The sequence below is a fragment of the Streptomyces sp. NEAU-W12 genome, assembly GCF_026242095.1.
Taxonomy (GTDB): Bacteria; Actinomycetota; Actinomycetes; order Streptomycetales; family Streptomycetaceae; genus Streptomyces.
Window position 1 is genome coordinate 162843 of sequence record NZ_JAPJDM010000004.1, and the last position, 22886, is coordinate 185728.

The following is a 22886-nucleotide window of genomic DNA, read 5'->3' on the forward strand; positions in this document are numbered from 1 at the left end:
GAGCCCGGCTCCGCTCCGGTGGGACCTCCCCACCGGAGCGGAGCCGGGCACCGAACAACCGGCACCCGGCCCCGCGCCGTGCTCTGCTCCCGCAGGCCCGTCCCCGGGGTGACGCAGGGCTTGCCGTACACCCGGCCGGAACGCGCCCCGCCGGTACGGACCGAAACCGTGAGGCCACCGGAGGCCGGGAGGCCCGAGCGTCACGGCCTCGGGCGTGGCAGGTCAGATCCGGTCCCGCCCCGGGTCCGCGACGAACCCGGACCACGCGCTCCGTGCGGACACGAGCCGAGGGCCGCCGCGCTCCTTGGAGTCCCGTACGTACAGGGAGGTCGCGCCGGCGGCGACTTCGAGGCACTCGCCGCCTTCGTCACCGCTGCAGTTGCTCCTGAACCGGTCGAGCCGTGCGGACTGTTCGGTGTTCACAGGTCTCCCAGCACCTGCTCGAGCAGGCGCAAGGACTCGCGTGGGGCGAGTGCCTGCCCTCGGATGCTGCCATGTTTCGCGGCCAGGACACGTACCTCTTCCGCGTCAGTGACGAGACGGCTGAAGTGCTGGACCTCCGGACAGGCGGCCTGCGGCTTGCCCTTGGGGGTGAGCAGCGTGAACGGGCCGCCCATGCCTGCACGCTCCTCGCTCGCGGTCGGCATGACCTGTGGATCTCAACACGGCGCAACCGGCCAATCCGGACAAGCTGTTCCGGCTGGCCGCGTTGCACGGTCGGCCCGCCGAACGGCTGGCGCAGTTCTTCCGCACGAGGAAGGGGGGGAACGGGGCCGCACCCCGCACCGCGCAAGGCGGGCGAGTCCTTCCTGCCCGACGGCACCACCGCAGGGCGCCCGGCGGTCGCGTCCCGTGAGATGCGGTCGACGGCCGGTGCCCGGGCGCCGTACGGTCGGCGGTGGCCACACCGGGCCGGCCGGGCGCCCGACCCCGGCCACAGGAAAGGAGGGCGGGAAACGCCGATGGAGGACAAGGACCCCTGGATCAGGCCACTGCGCGGTGCCGTGTCACCACGCGCGCGCGTGCTCTTCTTTCCGCACGCCGGTGGTGCCGCCTCGTTCTACGCGCCGTTCGCGCAGCGGTTCCCCGCGGGGCACGACGTCGCGGCCGTTCAGTACCCCGGGCGGCAGGAACGCTTCGGCGAGCCGTTCGTGACGACCGTGGAAGGACTCGCCGACCGGCTGATGCCCTCCCTGCGGCGATGGGCGGCGGAGCCCGTGCCGCTCGTGCTCGTCGGCCACAGCATGGGGGCGTCCGTCGCCTTCGAGTCGGTGCTCCGGCTCGGGCGCGACCGGTTGACGGCGCACTGTCGTCTCGTCGTTTCCGGCCGGGCCGCCCCGTCGGCGCCGCGCGAGACCCCCGCTCCCGACTCCGACCAGGAGATCCTCGACCACCTCGCCGGCCTCGGCGGCACCGACCCGGAGATCGTCCGCAGCCCTGACCTCATGGACCTCCTCCTGCCCGTCCTGCGCAATGACTACCGGGCGGTCACCCGGTACCGGCCGGTTCCCGACGCCGTGGTGGACACGCCCGTCCTCTGCCTGACCGGGGACCGGGACCCGCAGGTCGCGCCGGAGCAGGCCGCGGCCTGGAAAAGTCACACCACGGCCGGTTTCCGGCTGGAAATCCTCCCCGGGGAACACTTCTTCCTGACGGACCATCCGGACACCGTCGTGCGGCACGTCACCCGGTGCGCCGGCGCCGACGGGCCGTGACGGGCCGCTCGTTCGCGGGGTGTGGGGGCTCGCGGTACTGCTGCGACCTCGTGGGTGTACGCCCGCGCACACATGGTGACCGTCAGTGCCGGTGGCTCCCCCCGCGCGCCGGCTCGCTCCCCGTGCCGTGCGCCGGCCAAGGGGACGGATCCGAACCGTCGTTCGGACGCGCCGTCACCGGATCTGGCCGAAACCCACGGGCGGGCGCCCACGTGTCCGGGGCGGACGGTGCAGGTGGCCGCGGTCGTGGCCCGAGTGCCGAGAGGAAAGCCAATTCTCCTTTCACACAAGGAGTTTGAGCGAGCGACAAGGGGACACCCGCCCTTGACGGTGGGTTACTGACCGGCCATCTCCCCTTCGGTTTCTGGGGGTTGCCATCCGGTGACACGACGTGAAAACTGTGAGCGCGTTCGTCCCGGACGGATCGTTCCGAAGCGCCTTTTGGGCGTGCAAAGCGCTAAATCATGGGACAGGAGAGCTCTGCGCGGAGCCGCTGCGCGGGAAAATCACTGGGGGATGTAGTGATGTCTGCTTTGTGTCCGAGGCGTGTGCCAGCCGGCCGCCGGCGCGTGGGCCCGCCGGCCGCACGGCGGGCGTCCGCACCGCTCGGAACCTCCGCTCCGGCGTACGGAACCCGTCCCCGCGTCTGCTGACGCCCCGGCGGCCACGCGTATTCCGTGAGAAGGGGCTGCCGCACGGTGCCCCGCCCCTTGAGCACGCTCGTGGCGGCCACGGCCGACGGGCCACGGCCGCCCGCCCGGAGAACCCACAGCGCCGTCGGCGACCCACCGCCGGACCGGCGCGTCCTCACCCAAGGAGGAACGGTGACCAGCGCACAACTGTCCGGGGCCGAAAGCGCCTTCGGCGCGCCACCGGCCCGGCTGACAGCGCAGGCCGCACCACATATGCCGATGGAACGTTTCTCCGTCCTCGCGGTCCCCACCCGTGACGACGTCGCGTACCAGAACCCGGCCGTCATCGCCGGCGTACACCACCCGCCGATCGCCGTCACCGGAGTGTGACGCGCGTCGACGCGCGCGGTTCCCGCACCGCTCACCCGCGGGCCGGCCGCGTTCTCTCCCCGCACCCGCTCTCACCAGGAGTCACCTTCTCATGCCGCACCCCACCGCCGCTCCGGCCGCCGACCGGCCGTCGTCCCCGCTGCGCCAGGAGGTGCAGAGCCGCCTCGACTCCCTCGCGCGCGCCCACCGCGTGCCCGGCGCCCAACTGGCCGTCCACACCGGCGCGTACACCCTCAGCGTGCACACCGGAACGGCCGACGCCCTGACGGGGGCCCCGTGCACCGCGGACACGGCCGTCCCCCTGGGCTCCGTCACCAAGCTCGGCACGGCCGCCGCCGTGCTGCTCCTCGCCGACGACGGGGACCTCGACCTCGACGAGCCCGCCGCCCGGCTGCTGCCCGAACTGAGGTTATGGCCACAGGTGACCGTGCGTCACCTGCTCAGTCACACCGCCGGCCTGCCCACCGGGCCCGACTCCGACAGCGCCGCCGGCACCACCGCCACGCGCTACCTCTCGGCGGTCTGCACCGCGCAGAACGCCCTGTTCCCGCCGGGAACCGGTTTCTCCTATTCCAACGCCGGCTACGTCGCCGCCGGCCGGCTCGTGTCCGAAGTGACGGGCATGACCTGGCAGGAAGCGCTGCGAGCGCTCCTCCTCGAACCCCTGGGCATCGTCCCCGCCTTCCTCGGCGACGCCACCCCCGAGCGGCCGGTCGCCACCGGCCACGCCCTCAACACGGCCACGGGTCTGGTGCGCCCGGCCCACCAGAACCTCGCCCCGGTGGAGGCTCCGGCCGGAGCCCTGCTGGCGAGCGCCGAGGATTTGGTGGCCCTGGGGAGAGCCGTCACCGGCCGGTCCACCGCCTTGCCCGCGTCCGTCGCCGCCCGGATGCGCCGTCCCGAACCGGCCGCCGACCCCGGTGCCCTGGCGGACTCCTGGGGCCTGGGCCTCGCCCTCTTCCGGCAGGACGGTCGCGTGTGGTGCGGCCACGACGGGAACGCCCAGGGCACCTCCTGCCATCTGAGGGCCGAGCCGGACAGCGGCGTCGTCGTCGCCTTCACCGGAAACGCCGGCGGTGCCACCGCCCTGTGGCGGGACCTCGCCGCCGACCTCGACCGGATCACCGGCATACGCGTGCCGGCCGCCCCGGCCGCCGCCCGCCGCGGCCCTGCCGTACCGCTGCCGGAATGCGCCGGAACCTACCGCAACGGCGGCACCGAGTACGCCGTCAAGCTCGACGGGGACGGCACGCCGACCCTGTCCGTCGACGGCGACTACCCCATCCCGCTGGTGTGCTACCCGGACCTGGCCTGCGATCTGGTCGATCCGGCCACCGGCCGGCACGAGCCCGGCGGACGCTTCCACCGCGACCCCGACACCGGGGTCATCGACCGCCTGCAGATATCCGGACGCACCGCGCGCCGCACCGGCACCGTCTGACCGCGCCCGCGTCACGCACCCGCCCCGTACGCATGGACCCCCGCACCGCTCAGGTGTGCCCGCAGGCTGCCCGAGACCGGCACGCCGGGTCCGCGCGCCGCCCCGCGCCCGAAGGACTTCACCCCGATGACGGACCCGCACGCCCAGCACCCCGCCGCACCCGCCTCTGCACCGGCCGGCACCACCCCGCCGGCCCGCACGGACCACGCCACCCGTCACGTCCCGCTCGGTGAGCTGTTCGCAGGACAGGTGAGGCGCGACCCGCACGCCCCCGCGGTGACCGACGGCCGGCGCACCTGGTCGTACGGCGAACTCGCGCGCCGCACCGGCCGCCTCGCCGCCCACCTCGTCGGCAGCGGCGCCGGACCGGAGCGGACGGTGGCGCTGGTCCTGCCGCGCTCGATGGAACTGATCGCCGCCGAACTGGCCGTGGCCCTGTCCGGTGCCGCCTTCCTCCCCGTGGACCCCGCCTATCCGGCCGAACGGCGCGCGCTGATGCTCGCCGACGCCGCACCGGCCGTCGTGCTCGACGACCCGGAGCGGGTCCGCGCGCTGATGGACGCCGGGGACCGGGAGGCGGACCCGCCCGGGAGCCGAGTGCTCCCCGACCACGCGGCGTACGTCATCTTCACCTCCGGCTCCACCGGCACCCCCAAGGGCGTCACCGTCACCCACCGCGGCATCGGCGCCTTCGCCGCGGCCGCCGCCGAGCGGTACGCGGTGGGCCCGGGCGACCGCGTGCTGCAGTTCTCCTCACCCAGCTTCGACGCCTCCGTGCTGGAGCTGTGCATCTCCGTCCTGTCCGGCGCCCTGCTGGTCGTACCGCCGGACGGGCCCTGGCTGGGCGACGAACTGGCCGCCGTCCTGGACGAGCACCGCATCACCCACGCCCTCATACCGCCCGCCGCCCTCGCCACCCTGCCCGACCCGGCGGACACCGGCGGCGCGGCGCACCCGCGCACCCTGATCGTCGGGGCCGAGGCGTGCCCGGCCGCGCTCGTCGACCGGTGGGCACCCGGCCGCCGCATGATCAACTCCTACGGTCCGACCGAGGCCACCGTCGTCGCCACCTGGACCGGGCCGCTGACCGCCGGCACCGGAACACCGGCCATCGGCAGCCCGCTGCCCGGCACCGAGGCCCACCTCCTGGACACGGCGATGCGCCCGGTGCCGCCCGGCACCGAGGGCGAGCTGTACGTGGGCGGCGACGGGCTGGCCCGCGGCTACCTCGGCCGCCCCGGCCTGACCTCGACCCGGTTCGTCGCCCACCCCCTCGGACCGCCCGGAACCCGCCTCTACCGCACCGGCGACCGGGCGCGCCGCAGGGCGGACGGCGAGCTGGAGTACCTCGGCCGGTCCGACCGGCAGGTCAAGGTGCGCGGCTTCCGCATCGAGCCCGGCGAGATCGAGGCCGCCCTCACCCGCGAACCCGGCGTCCGTGAGGCCGTCGTCGTGGTCCGCGACGAGGAACCCGCCCGCGGCCGGCTCGTCGGCTACGTCACGCCCGCCGATCCGGCCCGCACACCCGAACCCGCCCGGCTGCGCGCCGCCCTCGCCGCCGTCCTGCCGGCCCACATGGTGCCCTCTGCCGTCGTCGTCCTGGACGCGCTGCCGCTCACCCCGCAGCACAAGACCGACCTGCGGGCCCTGCCCGCCCCCGGCGGCGCGCGGACCGAGGAGCACGTCGAGCCGCGCACCGACGACGAGCGGGCCCTCGCCGCGATCTGGGCCGACGTCCTCGGCGCCGACGCCGTCGGCCTCACCGACGACTTCTTCGACCTGGGCGGCGACTCGATCCTCGCGGCCCGCACCCTGACGCGGATCCGGGACGCCCTCGGCGTCCGGCTCTCCCTGCGCGACGTGTTCACCGCGCGGACCGTCGCCGCGCTCGCCCTGCTGGCCGCCGAGCCGTCCGCCGCCGCGCCGCCGGACCCGATACCCCGCGCCCCGCGCGGAAAGCCCGTCCCGCTCTCCAGCGCCCAACGACGCCTGTGGTTCCTCGACGACCTCACCGACGGCGGAAGCGAGTACAACACCGGCGTGGCGCTGCGGCTGCGCGGTCCGCTCGACACGCCGGCCCTGCGACGCGCCCTGGACCGGCTCGCCGCCCGCCACGACTCCCTGCGCACCACCTTCGCCACCGCCGACGGCCAGGGCGTCCAGCTGATCGCCCCCGAGGCCGTCCTCCCCCTGCGCACCGCCGACGCCGCTCACCTGCCCGCCGACCGGCGGGGCGACGCCGTCGAGCGCCTGCTGACCGAGGAACTGCGCCGCCCCCACGACCTGACGACCGGGCCCCTGACCCGGGCGCTGCTCGTCCGCCGCGCACCCGAGGACCACGTCCTGCTGCTGGCCCAGCACCACATCGTCACCGACGGCTGGTCGGTAGGGGTCCTGACCCGGGACCTGGCGGCGCTCTACCGCGCGGAGGCCTGCGGCGAACCGGACGGCCTCGCCCGGCCGGGCGTGCAGTACCCGGACTTCGCGCTGTGGGAGCGCGAGCGGCGCACCGGCGACGCGGACGCCGACGACCTCGGCTACTGGAAGCGCCACCTGGCCGGCATGCAGCAACTCGACCTGCCCACCGACCGGCCCCGGCCGGCGGTGCGCACCACCGCGGGCGCGGCACACCGCCACGACCTCCCGGAACACCTGGTGGACCGGTTGCGGCAGCTGGCCCAGGGCCGCGGCACGACCGTCTTCACCCTGTTCGCCGGGGCGGCGGCCGTGCTGTTCTCCCGCTACTCCGGGCAGCGGGACGTGGCGTTCGGGACCGTCACCAACGGGCGGGGCCGCCGCGAACTGGAGGACGTGACGGGTTTCTTCGCCAACACCGTCGTGCTGCGCGGCGAGGTCGACGACGCCGTCACGGTCGACCGGTTCGTGGAGTCCGTGGGCGCGAGCGTGCTGGACGCCTTCGCGCACGACGGCGTGCCGTTCGACCGGGTGGTCGAGGAACTGGCCCCGCAGAGAGACCCCGGCCGCACCCCGCTGGTGCAGGTGCTGGTGGTGCAGCAGACGGCGCCCGCCCGGCCGCCGCTGGCAGCCGGGGTGCGGATCGAGGAACATCCGCTGCCCCGCCCGGCCGCCCGCTTCGACCTCGTGCTGGAGTTCGCGCCGCGCGCCGACGGCGGCTGCGAGCTGACGGTCGAGTACAACACCGACCTGTTCGAGGCGGCGACCGCGGCCCGGATGAGCCGGCAGCTGCACCGCCTGCTGGAAGGCATGGCGGACGGCCCGCACCGGACGCTGGCCGAACTGCCGCTGCTGTCGGACGACGAGCGGCGCACGCTCCTCGACTCCTGGAACCCGCCCGCGTCGGCCGGCGAGCACGCCGACGGCGCCACGCTCCCGGCGCTGTTCGAGGCGCAGGCGGCCCGGACCCCCGACCGGACCGCCGTGACCTGCGACGGGGCCCGGCTGGACTACGCCGGGCTGAACCGGCGTGCCAACCGGCTCGCCCGGCTGCTGACGGCACACGGCGCGGGACCGGAGTCCCTGGTGGCGCTGTGCCTGCCGCGCTCCGCCGACCTGCTGCCGGTGCTGTGGGCGGTCCTGAAGTCGGGCGCCGGATACCTGCCCCTCGATCCCGGCTACCCGGCCGAGCGGATCCGCTTCATGCTCGCCGACGCGGCCCCCGCCCTCGTCGTCGCCACCCGCGGGACCGCCCACGCGCTCCCCGACGACTGCGAGCCGCTGTTCCTGGAGGACGCCGAGCCCCTTGACGCCGGTACCCCGGACCCGGCCGACGCCGACCTGACCGACGCCGACCGGATCCGGCCGCTCGACCCGTCCCACCCCGCCTACGTCATCTACACCTCCGGATCCACCGGCCGCCCCAAGGGCGTGGTCGTCACCCACCGCAGCGTGGCCGCGCTGGCCGCCTGGGCCGGGGAGACGTTCGGCCCGCGAGGGCTGGCGCACGTCGTCGCGTCCACCTCCCTCAACTTCGACGTGTCCGTCTTCGAGCTGCTGTGCCCCCTGCTGGCCGGCGGCGGCGTCGAGCTGGTCGCCGACCTCCCGGCCCTCGCCGACAGCCCCGGCCCGCGCCGGGCCGGGCTCCTCAGCGGCGTCCCGTCCGTGCTCTCCCGCGTGCTCGGCGGCGGCAGCGCCGTCGAGGCGGACACCGTCGTCCTGGCCGGCGAGGCCCTGCCCGCCCGGACCGTGCGGGAGATCAGGGACGTCATGCCCTCGGCCGAGGTGGCGAACCTCTACGGCCCGACCGAGGCCACCGTCTACGCCACCGCCTGGTTCGCCGGCGGCACCGTCCCCGACCAGGCCCCGCCCATCGGCCGTCCCGTCGCCCGCACCCGCGCCTACGTGCTGGACCGCCTCCTGCGCCCCCAGCCCCCGGGGGTCACGGGTGAGCTGTACCTCGGTGGCGGTGGACTGGCCCGCGGCTACCTTCGACGCCCCGGTCTGACCGCCGCGCGCTTCGTCGCCGACCCCTTCGGTGCCCCCGGCGACCGCATGTACCGCACGGGCGACCTGGTGCGCTGGAGCGCCGACGGCCGGCTCGAGTACCTCGGCCGCATCGACCAGCAGGTCAAGGTGCGCGGCTTCCGCATCGAACTGGGCGAGGTCGAGGAGGCCCTGCGCCGCTGCGCGGGCGTCGCCGAGGCGGCCGCGACGGTCCGCGACGGCGACGGCCACCGCCGCCTGGCCGGATACGTCGTCCCCACCCCCGGCGCCCGCGTGGAACCGGAGGCGGTGCGCCGCGAACTCGGGCGCACCCTGCCCGACCACATGGTCCCCCCGGCCGTCGTGGTGCTGCCCGCCCTGCCGCTCAACCCCAACGGCAAACTGGACCGCGGCCGGCTCCCCGACCCGGCGCCGGCCGGACCCGTGGCACGCCACGTCACCCCCCGCACCCCCACCGAGCGGACCCTCGCCGCCATCTGGGCCGACGTCCTGCACGTGGAGCGGGTCGGAGCGGACGACAACTTCTTCGCGCTGGGCGGCGACTCCATCCTCAGCATCCAGGTCGTCGCCCGGGCCCGGCAGGCGGACCTCACGATCACCTCGCGGGACGTCTACCGGCACCAGACGGTCGCCGCCCTGGCCCGCTGCGCCGACGAGGCGGGGAGCCGGCGGCCCGCCGCCGCGTCCGCACCCGTCGAGGCGACCGGCACCGCGCCGCTGACCCCCATCCAGCACTGGCTCTTCGGCAGTGCCGCCGAACGCGCCGGGCACTTCGGCCAGACACTCTCGGTGGAACTGCGTGCCGGCGTCGACGCGGCCGCGCTCGAGGGCGCCCTCGACGACGTGACCGCCCACCACGATGCCCTGCGCTCACGCTTCCTCACCGACGACACGGGCGTACGGTGGCTGATCGACGGTCCGGCCGCCCGCTGCCGCCTCGCGCGCCACACCGGCCCGGACACCGACACCCCGCACCTCGGCCCCCACGACCTGCGCCACGGCCCGCTGCTGCGTGCCGTACTGCACGACCGGGGCCCCGGACTGCCGCACGTGCTGCACCTGGCCGTCCACCACCTCGTCGTCGACGGAGTCTCCTGGCACCTGCTGCTCGAGGACCTCGACCGGGCCTACCGCGCCCGCCGCGCCGGCGGGGACGGAGCGGCGGCGCTGCCCCGGAAGTCGTCCCCGCTGCGGCAGTGGGCCGAGCGCCTCGCCGCGCACGCCGACGCCGGCGGTTTCGACGACGAGAAGGCCTACTGGGCGCGGGCGGTCGAGGGAGCCAGGGCCGCCCTGCCGTCGGACCGGACGGGCACCAACACCTACGCCTCCCAACGCTCGGTGACGGTACGGCTCGGCGCCCGGGAGACCGAAGCGCTCCTGCGGACCCTGCCCGAGACCTACCGGACCCGCGCCAACGACGCCCTGCTCGCCGCCCTCGGCCGGGTGCTGTGCGGCTGGACGGGGTACGACCGGGTGCTGGTGGACGTCGAGGGCCACGGCCGCGAGGAACTGTTCGCCGACGTCGACACCAGCCGCACCGTCGGCTGGTTCACCACCCGCCACCCCGTCGCCCTCGCCGTCCCGCCCGGGGCGCACTGGGACGCCGTGCTCAAGCAGGTCAAGGAGCAGCTGCGCGCGGTGCCCCGGCACGGCCTCGGCCACGGCGTCCTGACCCTGCCGGGCCGCGACGCCGCACCGCTCCCGGCGACCACCGCGCAGATCAGCTTCAACTACCTGGGCCGCTTCGGGCCGTCCGGGACCTCCGAGGGGCTGTACGGCGGGCCGTTCCGTCCGCTGGAGCTGGACGCCGACCCCGCGGCGTCACGTCCGCACGCCCTGGAGGTCGTGGGGCGGCTGGACGGCGACAGCCTGGAGTTCACCTGGTTCTACTCGGACGAGCTGCACCGGCGGGACACCGTCGCGGACCTCGCCGGACGGTTCGCCGACGCGCTGGCCGGCCTCGCCCGCCACGCGGCCCGGCCCGGCGCCGCCGGACGCACCCCCTCGGACTTCCCGCTGGCCCGGCTCGACCAGACGCACGTCGAGCGCATCGTGGGGGAGGACCCCGCCGGCGTGGAGGACGTCCACCCCCTCACGCCCACCCAGGCCGGCATGCTCTTCCACCGGCTCTCGCAGGACGACCGCGGCGTGTACTTCCAGCAGCTGACGTTCGTCCTGGACGGGGTGGAGGACCCGGCCGTTCTGGCGGACGCCTGGCAGCGGGTCACGGACCGTACGCCGGTGCTGCGCGCCCGCGTGGTCTGGCAGGACGTGCCCGAGCCGCTTCTCGTGGTGCAGCGCCGGGCAGCCGTCCCGGTGGAGCGGGCGGACTGGCGCGGCCTGTCCGACACCGAGCGGGACGAACGGCTGCGCGAACTGCTCGAGGGCGACCGCGCCCGCGGTGTCGACCTGACGCGCGCCCCGCTCCAGCGCCTGGTGCTGGCCCGGGTCGGTGACCGCGCGGTCCGTGTCGTGTGGTCCTTCGACCACCTGATCCTGGACGGCTGGAGCCTGTTCCAGGTCCTCGCCGACGTCTTCGCGTGCCACGCCGGCCTGTCGGGCGCCGGGGGCGTCCCGCTGCCCGACCGCCGCCCCTTCCGCGACTACGTCGCCTGGCTGCTCGGCCGCGCCGACCGGGCCGAGGCCGAACGGCACTGGCGGACCCGCCTGAACGGCCTGGACGAGGCCACCGCGCTGCCCTTCGACCGCGAACCCCGCGAGAGCCACCGCGCGGAGTCGACGCGGGCGGTACGCGTCACGGTGTCCGAGACCACCACCCGGGCACTGGAGGGCGTGGCCAGGACGGCGGGCCTGACCGTGAACACCCTCGTGCAGGGTGCCTGGGCGCTGCTGCTGAGCCGTCAGGCGGCCCGCGACGAGGTGGTCTTCGGCACCACCGTCTCCGGGCGGCCGCCCGAGCTGCCCGGGGCCGACGCCATGACCGGCCTGTTCATCGCGACCCTGCCCACCCGCGTGACCGTGCCGCGGGACGAGGCGCTGCTCACCTGGCTGGGCCGGCTCCAGCAGGAGCAGAGCGAGGACCGCCGCCACGACCACGTGCCGCTGCACCGGATGACGGCGTTCACCGAACTACCCGAACGCGTCGCCCTGTTCGACAGCATCGTGGTGTTCGAGAACTATCCGGTCGACGACGCCCCCGCCGCGCACGGGCTGCGGCTCAGCGGTCTGGAGGGCATCGAGACCACCAACTACCCGCTCGGCCTGGTCGCCTACCCCGGCACGGAACTCGTCCTGCGCCTCGGCTACGACCCGGACCTCTTCGACGCCGCCACCGTCGAGCGGATGGCCGAGTACCTCACCGTCCTGCTGGAGGGCTTCGCCACCGCACCGCAGAGCGTGCCCGCCCGCCTGCCCCTGCTGACGGCCGCCCGGCGCGAGCAGGTGCTCCACGCGTGGAACGACACCGCCACCCACGCCCCCGCGGCGACCACCGCGGACCTGTTCGCCGCACAGGTGCGGCGCACCCCCGACGCCGTCGCGCTGCTGGCGGGCGACGAGCGGCTCACCTACCGCGAACTCGACGACCGGGCCGCACAACTGGCCGGCCGGCTGGCCGCGCTCGGGGTCCGCCCGGAGGTCCCCGTCGGCGTCCTGATGGACCGCTCCGTCGGCCTCGTCGTCGCCCAGGTCGCCCTCGCCCGCCTCGGCGGCGTGTACGTCCCGCTCGACGGCAGGGCGCCGCGGGAGCGGCTGCGCACGATGCTCGGGGAAGCCGGTGCCGGCCTGCTGCTCACGGACGGGCCCTGGCAGGAGACGGCCGCGGCCCTCCTCCCGGAGGGCCGCGTACTGCGGCCGGAGGACGGCACGGCCGCGGCCCCGCGGCCCACGGCCGTGCCGCGCGTGCACCCGGACCACGTCCAGTACCTCGTGTTCACGTCCGGTTCCACCGGCAACCCCAAGGGCGTGGCGGCACGGCAGCGGGACGTCGCGGCCCTCGCCCTCGACCGCGCCTTCGCCGGCCACGACCGGGTCCTCGTGCACTCCCCGCACGCCTTCGACGCCTCCACCTACGAGCTGTGGGTACCGCTGCTGCGCGGCGGCACGGCCGTGCTCGCCCCGCCGGGCGACCTCGAAGCCGCCGCGGTCCGCCACGCGATCACCGGACAGGGGGTGAGCTGCCTCTTCCTGACGACAGGCCTGTTCCGTCTCCTCGCCCAGGAGGACCCCGCCTGCCTGCGCGGCGCGCGCGAGGTGTGGACCGGCGGCGAGGCCGTGCCCGGCCCCGCCGTACGGCGCGTACTGGACGCCTGCCCGGACCTCACCGTCGTCGACGTCTACGGCCCGACCGAGACCACCGCCTTCGCCACCCGGCGGGCCTTCCGCGCCGGTGACACGCTGCCCGCGACGCTGCCCATCGGCCGCCCCCTGGACGACACCCGCGCCTACGTCCTCGACGACGCGCTCCAGCCGCAACCGCCGGGTATTCCAGGGGAGTTGTACCTCGCGGGCGCCGGTCTCGCCCGTGGCTACACCGGGCGCCCCGGTGCGACGGCGGCCCGCTACACGGCCGACCCGTTCGGCCCGCCCGGCACCCGGATGTACCGCACCGGCGACATCGTGCGCTGGAGCGCCGACGGTGAACTGCACTTCGTGGGGCGCGCCGACGACCAGATCAAGATCCGGGGCTTCCGCGTCGAACCCGCCGAGATCGAGGCCCGGCTCACCGCGCACCCGGCGATCGCCGAGGCGGTGGTGTCCCTGTCACGGCACGCGGGCCGCACACGCCTGGTCGCCCACCTGGTACCCGCCCCCGGCGCGGCCGCGCCGTCGGCGGCCGAGCTGCGCGAGTACCTGTCCGGCGAACTGCCCGACTACATGGTCCCGGCCGCGTTCGTCACCGTGGCGGAGCTGCCCCTGACCGCGAACGGCAAGGTCGACCGGCGACGCCTGCCCGAACCCGGCCCGTCGGCGGCGGCCGACACCGCCTACCGCGCGCCGCGCACCGACGCCGAGCGGGTGCTCGCCGGTATCTGGGCCGAACTCCTCGGCGTGGAACGGGTCGGCGTCGACGACAACTTCTTCACGCTGGGCGGCGACTCGATCGTCAGCATCCAGGTCGTCTCCCGCGCCCGCACCGCCGGACTCGCGCTGACCCCGAGGGACCTGTTCCGGCACCCCACGCTCACCGCCCTGGCCACCGCCGCGACCGGTGCCGCCCCGGCCGTCGCGGGCACCGGCCCGGTGACCGGGGAGGTCGGGCTCACCCCGATCCAGCGCTGGTTCCTCGACGCCGAGCCGCCACGCCCGGAGTACTTCAACCAGTCGGTGGTGGTCGAGACGGCCGAGGACGTGGACGCCGACGCGCTGAGCGCCGCCCTGGCCGCGCTGTGGGCCCGCCACGACGCCCTGCGCGCCCGCTTCACCCGCGCCGCGGACGGAACCTGGCACCAGGAGTACGCCGCCCCGGACACCGGGGCCCCCCGGCTGCTGCGGGTGCACGATCTGAACGGTCTCGACGGGCGGGCCGCCGCACAGGCCGAGGCCCGCTTCTCGCAGGAGGCGCACACCGGATTCCGGCTGGACACCGGACCGCTGATCGCCGCCCGGCTGTTCACCGCGGAGAACCGGGCCGCCCGCCTGCTGCTGACCGCCCACCACCTGGTCGTCGACGGCGTCTCCTGGCGCGTCCTGCTGGAGGACCTGGAGACCGCCTACCGGCAGGCCCGGGCCGGCGAGCGGATACGGCTGCCGCAGCGCACGACGTCCGTGCGGGAATGGGTGCGGCGGCTCGCCGGGCGCACCGGCGAGGGAGACCTCGCCGCGCAGCGCGCCCACTGGGAGACCGTGTCGCGGTACTGCGCCGACCCGCTGCCGGTGGACCTCGACGGCGGCGACACCGTCGCCGACCTGCGCGCGGTGACCGTACGGCTGGACCGCCACCGGACCGACGCCCTCCTGCGCAGGGTTCCGGGCGTCTACCGCACCCGCGTCGACGACGTCCTGCTGACCGCCCTCGGCCGGGTGCTGGCCGACTGGACCGGCCGCGGCACCGTCGCCGTGGTACTGGAGGGACACGGCCGCGAGGACCGGCTCTTCGACGACCTCGACCTGTCCCGCACGGTCGGCTGGTTCACCAGCCTCTTCCCGGTCGCCCTCGAACTGCCCGAGGGGGACTGGGGCGCCGCGCTGAAGTCCGTGAAGGAACAGCTGCGGGCCGTCCCCGACCGGGGCGTCGGCTACGGCGCCCTGCGCCACCTGGCGGGCGACGAACGGCTCGCCGCCGCGCCGCTGCCCGGCATCAGCTTCAACTACCTGGGCCGGTTCGACTGGTCGGCCGACGGCGGCGCGCTGGTCCGGGCGGTTCCGGGCGGCCTGGACGGCGCCGAGGACCCCGGGGCGCCGCGTCCGCACCTGCTGGACGTGGTGGCCCGCGTCGAGGGCGACGAACTGGAGATCACCTGGTACTACAGCGGCGGACGCCACCGCGAGGAGACGGTGACCTCGCTCGCCGGGGGCATGCTGCGGTCACTGGAGGAGATCGTCGCGCACTGCGCCGCCCCGGACGCCGGCGGCCGCACACCCTCGGACTTCCCACTGGCCCGGCTCGACCAGGCCGCCGTCGACCGGGTGGTGGGGGACGGGCGCACGGTCGAGGACGTGTACCCGCTGACGCCGATGCAGTCGGGCATGCTCTTCCACAGCCTCATGGACCCCCGGGGCCGCACCTACGTGAACCAGGTGCAGGTGGTGCTGCGCGGCGTCACCGACCCGCACGCGCTCGCCGGGGCGTGGCAGCGCACGGCGGACGCGAACCCGATCCTGCGCACCCGCCTGGTGTGGCAGGAGACCGCCGAACCCCTCCAGGTGGTGGAGCGGCGGGCCGTCGTGCCCGTCACCCACCACGACTGGTCCGGGTGGTCCGCCGAGCGGTGTGCGCGGGAGACGGAGTCACTGCTGGACGCGGACCGGCGGGCCGGGATCGACCTCGGCGCGGCCCCGCTCATGCGGCTCGCGCTGATCCGTCTGGCACCGGACCGGGTGCGCATGGTGTGGACCTTCCACCACGTCCTGCTCGACGGCTGGAGCGCGGCCCAGGTGTTCGACGAGGTGTGCGAGCGGTACGCGGCCCTGACCGCCGGACACCGCCCGCAGACGCCCGACCGGGTGCCCTTCGCCGACTACCTGCGGTGGCTGGCCGCCCAGGACACCGGCCGTGCGGAACGCCACTGGCGCGAGACCCTCGCCGGGTTCGCCGTCCCCACCGCACTGCCGTGCGACCGGCGCCCCGCCGGGGCCCACCGCGCGTCCTCCTCGGGAACGGTCCGGGTGGCCCTCGGACAGGAGGTGTCGGCGCGGCTGAAGGACACCGCGCAGCGGGCCGGCCTGACCGTCAACACGGTGCTCCAGGGCGCCTGGGGGCTGCTGCTGCACCACTACGGCGGCGGTGACGACGTCGTCTTCGGCACGACCGTGTCCGGCCGCCCGGCCGAACTGCCCGGTGTGACCTCCATGGTGGGCCTGTTCATCAACACCCTGCCCACCCGGCTGCGGATCGACGGCAGTCGCCCCCTGCTGGAGTGGCTGCGCGAGGTGCAGGCCACCCAGTCGGAGGCCCGGCGCCACGACTTCGTCTCCTTGGCCCAGCTGCAGACCTGGAGCGAGGTGCCCGGCGGCACCGGCCTGTTCGACAGCATCGTCGTCTTCGAGAACTACCCGTTCGACGAAGGCGCCCTGGCCCGGCACGGACTCGCCGTCGAACAGGAACGCGACCTGGAGCCGACCAACTACCCGCTCAGCGTGGTCGTCGCCCCCGGCGACGACGTGACGGTGTCCCTGGACTACGACCCGGCGGCCTTCGACGCCGCCACCGTCGAAGGGCTCGGCGCGAGCCTGCGCACGCTGCTGACGCGGATCGCCGCCGACGCGGACCGCCGCCTGGCCGACCTGCCGCCGCTCGAACCGGCCGACGGACGCCGCCTGCTGGAACGGCTCGCGGGGCCGGTGGCGACGCTGCCGCGCCGTACCCTCCCGGAGGTCTTCGCGGCACAGGCCGCCCGCACCCCCGACGCCCCGGCCGTGACCGCGGGCGCCGAGCACCTCACGTACCGGCAGCTCGACGAACGCGCCAACCGGCTGGCCCGCCTCCTGATCGGGGCCGGAGCCGGACCGGAGCGGTTCGTCGCCCTGGCCCTGCCCCGCACCGCCGACCTGATCGTCGCGCTCCTCGCCGTCCTCAAGAGCGGCGCCGCCTACCTCCCGGTCGACCCCGGCCATCCGGCCGAACGCATCGCGTTCCTCCTCGACGACGTGCGGCCCGACGCGGTGATCACCTGCGCGGAGACCTCCGCGCGGGTGCCGGACGGCCCGTACACGCGGATCGTCCTGGACGACCCGGCCTGCGCCGGCCGCCTGGCCGCCGCGTCCGCGGCCGGCGTCGGTGACGGCGAGCGGCACGGCGGGCTGCTGCCGGAGCACCCCGCCTACGTCATCCACACCTCCGGCTCCACCGGCCGGCCCAAGGGCGTCGTCGTCCCCCACGCCCCGGTGGTGGCGCTGACCGACTGGGCCGCCGCCGAGTTCACCGGCCGCGGGCTCGCCCACGTGATGGCCTCCACCTCGCTCACCTTCGACGTGTCGGTGTTCGAGATCCTCTCGCCCCTGCTGTCCGGTGGCCACGTGGAGGTCGTCCGCGACCTGCTCGCCCTGGCCGAGCGGTCCGAGCCGTGGCGTGCGGGACTGCTCAGCGCGGTGCCCTCCGCACTGGGCCGGTTGCTGGCCGAGGACACCGTCCGGGTCACGGCCGACACCGTGGTCCTGGCCGGAGAGGCACTGCCCGCCCGTGCCGTCCGCCAGGTGCGGGAGGCGATACCGGGCTGCCGTGTCATGAACATCTACGGCCCCACCGAGGCCACCGTCTACGCCACCGCCTCCACCTGTGACCCGGCGGATCCCGACCGGGTCCCGCCCATCGGCCGGCCCGTCGGCGGTGCCCGCGCCTACGTCCTCGACGCCCGCACGCGCCCCGTGCCCGTCGGGGCGCCCGGCGAGCTGTACCTCGCCGGGACCGGTGTGGCCCGCGGCTACCTGAACCGGCCCGGCCTGACCGCGTCCCGCTTCACCGCCGACCCGTTCGGACCGCCCGGCAGCCGCATGTACCGCACCGGCGACCTGGTCCGCTGGACGGCCGACGGCGATCTGCTGTACCTCGGCCGGACCGACGACCAGGTGAAGGTGCGGGGCTTCCGCATCGAACTCGGTGAGGTGGAGGCCGCACTGGCCCGGCACCCGCAGGTGGCCGCCGCCGCCGCACGCGTCGTGGAACACGACGGCCACAAGCGCCTCGTGGGCTATGCCGTCCCCCGCGACGGTGACGCCCCGGCACCGGCAGGCCTGCGCGCCTTCCTCGCCCGGACGCTGCCCGACCACCTGGTCCCGGCGGCCGTGGTGCCGCTGGAGCGACTGCCGCTGGGCGCCACCGGCAAGCTGGACCGGCGGGCCCTGCCCGAACCGGTGTGGTCCGCGGCCACCACCACGGAGGGCACCCGGCCGCCGCGCACCGCCACCGAGCGGACGCTCGCCGCGATCTGGTCCGAGGTGCTGGGTGTACCCGAAGTGGGCGCGGCGGACAACTACTTCGCGCTCGGCGGCGACTCCATCCTCGGCATCCGGATCGTCTCCGCCGCCCGCCGGGCCGGACTCGCGCTGACCCCCCGGCACCTCTTCCAGCACCAGACGGTCGCCGAACTGGCCACCGCCGTGGAGGAGTTCCCGGCCGCACCGACGGCCGCCGCCGAACAGGGCCCGGTCGTGGGCGACGCCCCGCTGACCCCCGTACAGCACTGGCTGTTCGACACCCTCACCGGCGACCCGGCCCGCTTCACCCAGACGGTCTCCTTCCACCTCGCCGTCGACACCGACGAGACGCTGCTGCGCGCCGCCCTGGCGAAGGTGCTGGAGCAGCACGACGCGCTGCGCATGCGCTACGAACCGGTCGGCGACGGACGGTGGCGCCAGTACGGCACCCCGCCCGGCGCGGCGCCGCACCTCGAGGTGCACGGCACGCCCGAAACCCCGGACGCCGTGGCCGCCGGCCTGGCCTCCGGGTTCGACCTCGCCGGAGGCCCGCTGCTCAAGGCCGCCCTGTGCCGACCGGGCGAGGACCGGCCGCCCGTCCTGCTGCTGGCCGCCCACCACCTGGTCGTGGACGCCGTGTCCTGGCAGGTGGTCCTGGAGGACCTCGACACCGCCTACCGGGCCCTGCGCACCGGCGGCACCCCGGACCTGGGCCCGAAGACGACCTCCTTCCGGGAATGGGCCGGGCGCCTGGCCGCCCACACCGCGGCGGGCGGCTTCGACGAGGAGACGGCCCACTGGAGCGCCCTGCACCCCAGCCCCCTGCCGACCGACCTCGCCGGCGGGAACACCGCCGCCGACGAACAGACGGTGACGGTGGGCCTCGGCAGCGAGGACACCCGGCGGCTGCTCCAGGACGTCCCCGACGTCTACCGCACCCGCGTCAACGACGTCCTGCTGTGCGCCCTCGGACGCGTCCTGGCCCGCTGGACGGGGCAGGACCGCGTGGTGGTCGCGCTGGAGGGACACGGCCGCGAGGACCTGTTCGACGGCGTCGACCCCGCCCGCACCGTCGGCTGGTTCACCACCATGTTCCCCGTCGGCCTCGACGTGCCCCGCGACGCGGACCCCGGGACCGCCCTGAAGTCCGTCAAGGAGAACCTGCGGGCCGTGCCGCGCGGGGGGGTGGGCTACGGCGCGCTGCGCCACCTGCACCCCACGGCGGGACGCGAACTGCCCGGCCTGCCCCAGGTGGGCTTCAACTACCTGGGCCGGCAGGACTGGAACGCCACCCCGGGCGGCCTGCTGCACGCGCCCCACGGAGGGCTGAGCGGCGGCATGGACCGCTCGGCGGAGCGGCCGCACCTCATCGACGTCCTCGGCCGGGTCACCGACAAGCGGCTGGAGTTCACCTGGTCGTACTCGCGGAACGTGCACCGGCACGAGACCGTCGCCCGGCTGGCGGCCGAGACGGCCGAGGAACTGCGGGAGATCGTCCGGCACTGCGCCGAGCCCGGCGCGGGCGGCCGCACCCCCTCGGACTTCCCGCTCGCCGGGCTGGACCAGGCGGCCGTCGACCGGCTCGCCGGCACCGGGCGCGACGTGGCGGACGTCTACCCCCTCACCCCCACCCAGACCGGCATGGTCGTGCACGGCATGGACGAGCCCGGCGAGGGCCTGTACACCGAGCAGATCACCTTCGTCGCGGACGGCGTGCGCGAGCCCCGGCTGCTGGCGGCCGCCTGGCAGCACGTCGTCGACCGCACGCCCGTGCTGCGGACCGCCGTGGCGCTCGGCGGGGTGCCCGTCCCGCTCCAGACCGTGCACCGCCACGTCACGCTGCCCGTCGCCGAACTCGACTGGAGCGCCCTGACACCGGCGGAGCGGGAGGCCGCGCTGCGGCGGCTGCTCGACGAGGACCGCGCCCGCGGCATCGCCCTCGACCGGCCCCCGCTGCTGCGCGTCACCCTGATCCGGCTCGGCCCGGACGAGGTGCGCGTCGTGTGGACCTTCCACCACGTCCTGCTCGACGGATGGAGCGTCTTCCACGTGCTGGGCGACGTGATGGCCGCGCACGCCGCGCTCGCCGCCGGCACCGAGCCCCGCCTGCCGGAACGCCGGCCCTTCGCGGACTACGCCGCCTGGCTCGCCGGCCGTGGCACCGCCGCCGCCGGGGAGCACTGGAAGAGGGCCCTCGCGGGCTACGCCGCGCCCACCCCGCTGCCGTACGACCGCAGGCCCGCCCCCGGTGCCGCCGCCCGCTCGGGCACCTGGCTGTCGCGGCGGCTCGGCGCGGACGGCACGGCCCGGCTGACGGAGTTCGCCCGCCGGCACCGCCTCACCCTCAACACGCTGGTGCAGGGCGCGTGGGCGCTGCTGCTGGCGCGCCTCAGCGGCGAGCGGGAGGTGTGCTTCGGCACCACCGTCTCCGGGCGGCCCGCCGACCTGCCGGGCGCCGACACCATCACCGGCCTGTTCATCACCACCCTGCCCGCCCGGGTCACCGTGGACGAGGACGTGCCCCGCACCGTGTGGCTGCGCGAGGTGCAGGCCGCGCGGGCGGAGGACCGGCGCTTCGACCACGTCCCGCTGCCCGAACTGCACCGGTGGAGCGAACTGCCGGCCGGCACCGCCCTGTTCGACAGCCTGCTGGTCTTCGAGAACTATCCCGTGGGCGACGCCACCGCCGGTGCCCACGGCGTCCGGATCCGGGACCTCGACGCCCGGGAGGCCACCAACTACCCGCTCACCGTGGTGATCTCACCCGGCGACGAACTGAGCGTCGAACTCGGCTACGACCCCCGCTACTTCGAGGAGTCCACCGCCGGCGCCCTGGCCGGCCGGCTGCTGCACGCCCTGACCGCCCTCGCCGGCTCCGGCGACCCGGCCCCACTGCACGCGGTGGACGTGCTGCCGCCCGGCGAACGGGACCGGCTGCTGCACGGCCCCGCACGCCCGCAGCTGCCCCCGGTGCCCCCGGCCACGCTGCCCGCGCTGATCGAGACCGCGGCCGACCGGTGGCCGGACCGACCGGCCCTGGCCGCACCGGAGTCGACGCTGACCTTCGCCGAGGCCGAGGACCACGCCAACCGGCTCGCACACCGGCTCATCGAGCGCGGAGCCGGACCGGGCGACATCGTCGCCCTGGTCCTGCCGCGCTCGGCGGACATGGTCCTCGCCCAGCTCGCCGTGGCCAAGGCGGGCGCGGCCTTCCTCCCGGTGGACCCCGGCTACCCGGCCGAGCGGGTCGCGCTGATGCTGCGCGACGCGGACCCCGCCGTCACCCTCACCGCCGAGGAGGTCGCCGGCCTGCTCGCCGCGCCGCCCGACGGCACGCCCGGCCACCGGCCCGCCGACACCGACCGCGTCCGCCCCCTGGACCTCGACGACCCGGCGTACGTCATTTACACCTCCGGCTCCACCGGCACCCCCAAGGGCGTCGTCGTCACCCACCGCGGGCTGGCCTGTTTCGCCGCCGCCGAGGCCGCGCACTACCGGGTCCGCCCCGAGGACCGGGTCCTGGCCTTCGCCACGCCCAGCTTCGACGCCTCCGTGCTCGAGCTGTGCATGTCCCTGCCGAGCGGCGCGGCCCTCGTGGTACCGCCGCCCGGCCCGCTGCTCGGCGCCGAACTGGCCGGCGTACTGCGCACCTCGCGCATCACCCACACCCTGCTGCCGCCCGCCGCGCTCGCCACCCTCCCGCCGGACACCCCCGGCTCCCTGCCGGACCTGCGCACCCTGGTGGTCGGCGCGGACGCCTGCCGGGCCGAACTGGTCGCCCGCTGGGCACCGCACCACCGCATGATCAACTCCTACGGGCCCACCGAGGCGACCGTCGTCGCCACCTGGTCCGGCCCGCTGGAACCGGACGGCTCCGCGCCGCCCATCGGCCGCGCGCTGCCCGCCACCGGCGCCTACGTCCTGGACGCGCGCCTGCGCCCCGTCCCCGACGGCGTGCCCGGCGAACTGTGGCTCGCCGGACCGGCCCTGGCCCGCGGCTACCTGGGCCGCCCCGGTCTGACCGCGACCCGCTTCACCGCCGACCCGTTCGGACCGCCCGGCACCCGCATGTACCGCACCGGCGACCTGGTCCGGCGCGACACCCGCGGCGAACTGCACTACCTCGGACGCACCGACCACCAGCTCAAGCTGCGCGGCCACCGCATCGAGGCCGGCGAGGTGGAGGCGGCCCTGGTACGCCACCCGGCGGTGCTGGACGCCGTGGTGAGTGTGCGGGAGGACGAACCGGGGCTGCCGCGTCTGGTGGCCCACCTGCTCGCCGCGCCCGGCGCCGAACCGCCCGCCGGCGCGGAACTGCGGGCCTTCGCCGCCCGCACCCTGCCCGGCCCCATGGTGCCCTCGGCGTTCGTGACGCTGGAGCGGTTCCCGCTCACGGAGAACGGCAAGACCGACCGGGCCGCGCTGCCCGCGCCCGGTCCGCAGACGGAGCCGCCGGCCACCGGGCACGTGCCGCCCCGCACCCCCACCGAGGAGGCCGTCGCCGCCCTGTGGGAGGAGGCCCTGCAGACCACCGTGGGCGCCGAGGACGACTTCTTCGCCCTGGGCGGCGACTCCCTGCGCGCCCTGCTCGTCTCCTCCCGCGTGGGCGAGGCCTTCGGCGTGACCCTGACGCCGCGGGACGTCCTGGTCACCCGGACCGTCGCCGCCCTGGCGGAGCTGGTGGAGGAGCAGGTGCTGAGCGAACTCGAAGGCGCCGTACGCGGCGACAGCGACCACGACGAACGGTGAGGA

At 75.7% G+C, this 22886-nt stretch carries 6 protein-coding genes; 4 read left to right on the forward strand and 2 right to left on the reverse strand.

Annotated features, from left to right (window positions below):
• Positions 1 to 222: 222 nt before the first annotated feature.
• Together ORI94_RS06885 and ORI94_RS06890 are read right to left on the reverse strand one after the other, a co-directional pair.
• A complete protein-coding gene (locus ORI94_RS06885) occupies positions 223 to 423 on the reverse strand; it encodes a DUF397 domain-containing protein (protein ID WP_266073471.1) in 201 nt (66 codons plus the stop codon).
• A complete protein-coding gene (locus ORI94_RS06890; RefSeq protein WP_266073472.1) occupies positions 420 to 647 on the reverse strand; it encodes a Scr1 family TA system antitoxin-like transcriptional regulator in 228 nt (75 codons plus the stop codon). Before ORI94_RS06890 ends, ORI94_RS06885 begins: the two co-directional genes overlap by 4 nt.
• Positions 648 to 962: 315 nt before the next feature.
• Here ORI94_RS06890 and ORI94_RS06895 point away from each other — a divergent pair, with 315 nt between their 5' ends.
• From ORI94_RS06895 to ORI94_RS06910, 4 genes are all read left to right on the forward strand, one after another.
• Positions 963 to 1715 carry a thioesterase II family protein gene (locus tag ORI94_RS06895; RefSeq protein WP_266073473.1) on the forward strand — a complete coding sequence of 251 codons (753 nt, stop codon included), beginning with the start codon at positions 963 to 965 and terminating at the stop codon, positions 1713 to 1715.
• A gap of 824 nt (positions 1716 to 2539) precedes the next feature.
• Positions 2540 to 2737 (forward strand): hypothetical protein, encoded by a 198-nt coding sequence (locus ORI94_RS06900; protein ID WP_266073474.1) that lies wholly within the window; start codon positions 2540 to 2542, stop codon positions 2735 to 2737.
• Between the two features lie 91 nt (positions 2738 to 2828).
• Positions 2829 to 4178, forward strand: coding sequence for a serine hydrolase domain-containing protein (locus ORI94_RS06905; protein ID WP_266073475.1), 1350 nt, complete (start codon positions 2829 to 2831; stop codon positions 4176 to 4178).
• Positions 4179 to 4304: 126 nt separating this feature from the next.
• Positions 4305 to 22883, forward strand: coding sequence for a non-ribosomal peptide synthetase (locus ORI94_RS06910; protein WP_266073476.1), 18579 nt, complete (start codon positions 4305 to 4307; stop codon positions 22881 to 22883).
• Positions 22884 to 22886: the final 3 nt, after the last annotated feature.

Bases quoted from the DNA above. Each gene is read 5' to 3' on its own strand.
- ORI94_RS06890 (WP_266073472.1), bottom strand. From the start codon at position 647: ATGCCGACCGCGAGCGAGGAGCGTGCAGGCATGGGCGGCCCGTTCACG.
- ORI94_RS06895 (WP_266073473.1), top strand. From the start codon at position 963: ATGGAGGACAAGGACCCCTGGATCAGGCCACTGCGCGGTGCCGTGTCA.
- ORI94_RS06910 (WP_266073476.1), top strand. From the start codon at position 4,305: ATGACGGACCCGCACGCCCAGCACCCCGCCGCACCCGCCTCTGCACCG.
- ORI94_RS06905 (WP_266073475.1), top strand. From the start codon at position 2,829: ATGCCGCACCCCACCGCCGCTCCGGCCGCCGACCGGCCGTCGTCCCCG.